Here is a 1260-nt window from a genome sequence, read left to right as displayed (position 1 = left end):
CGCCCGAGCGGCGGGGGCGTAGCCCCCAGGAGCGGAACGTTTTTCTCCTTGCCGGGGCAAGGGAGCGGCTTTCGTGACGTGCGCAGCGCGGCGCGAAAGGTGCTGCCCCGGCAAGGCTGGATGGGCGCGCTCGGCTCGCCCGCACGGTCTGGGTTCTCGCATGCGAGAACCCAGACGCCCCGCATGTGCGGGGCGTCACACGAATCGAAATACTCACGGATTACAGCGAGGGCCAATGCTTCACGCTTTCAGCGTGGCATTGGTCGGCGGGAAGCGAAAGTTTTGCGGTCAATGCAACTGCGACCAGCAAACCGAGGGCGAGAAAAAATTCCATGTCGCGCCCCTTAGCCGTCAATATCGAACAACGGAGCCGGGACGGCCTTCATCGCGATGTCATACGCGTCGATGAGCTTTTGATAAGCGGCGGTCGTCTCCCGCGCCTGCTCCGACTTCAGAAAACCCTGGTGACGCTCCTGGGTCATATGCGCGGGCGTCTCGCGGCCCGTATAGAACAACGCCAATCCCTGAACGTGACCGGCCAGATTCGCCGTCTCGTCGCTCCAGTGCTTGAGGTCATATCGGCCACGGTATTCACTGCCGTCCGCGAATACGATCACGAAGTCGCACTTGTCGTAACCGCCGTTCTTCGGCGCGGTGTTGCTCCAGCGCCAGAGAATGGAATTGGCCTCGTCATACGTGGCTACGGTTTCAGGCTTGCGGCAAGTGTCGCTCGGGCCTTCGCCTCGCGTTACCGTTATTTTCGTGACCGCAATTTTTTGCGTGGTCTCGGCAACTTCTTGCGCCGCCTCGATGGGCGCGGCGATTTCGGCGGACGCCTGAGCCTTCTTCGCTGCGGCCTGTTCCTGGCGCTGATGCTCCTTCTGAAGTGCATACGGGAGCTTGTCCGCGATCTGCTCGTCGGTGAGGTCATCCAGGAGCGACAGCGCTGCGGCACCGTTGATGTTGACCATGATGGTTTTTTTACCAGCGTGTTCACCCCAAACCGGACCGGCCTTGCCCTTGAAGTCGCTGTGCGTGTGGCGATAGATCAGCGTCAGCTTTTGAGCGCGAGTGAGTTCTTTGGGCGCGGCGGTCGGGGTCGTCATACTTCTCTCCACAAGGGTTAAAGGGCTTCTTTTTTGGAGTAACAACGGCCTTGGTGAACTGGAGCGTTCCCCTGAGTGCGTTGCCTCTGCGACAAAGGAACCGGTCAGCCGGAGTGGTCAAGGGGGAACAGTGCGGGGGTTGGTGCGGCCCGCA

1 protein-coding gene is annotated in these 1260 nt (G+C 61.0%); it reads right to left on the bottom strand.

Annotated elements, in window-relative coordinates:
* Positions 1 to 344: 344 nt before the first annotated feature.
* Positions 345 to 1106, bottom strand: a complete 762-nt coding sequence (locus LDO54_RS27900) for a hypothetical protein (protein ID WP_224014085.1) — start codon at positions 1104 to 1106, stop codon at positions 345 to 347.
* Positions 1107 to 1260: the final 154 nt, after the last annotated feature.

The sequence above is a fragment of the Paraburkholderia tropica genome, assembly GCF_914484835.1.
GTDB classification, from domain to species: domain Bacteria; phylum Pseudomonadota; class Gammaproteobacteria; order Burkholderiales; family Burkholderiaceae; genus Paraburkholderia; species Paraburkholderia tropica_A.
The sequence above is the reverse complement of the archived record's forward strand: the minus strand, read 5'-3'. Positions and strand labels throughout refer to the sequence as shown.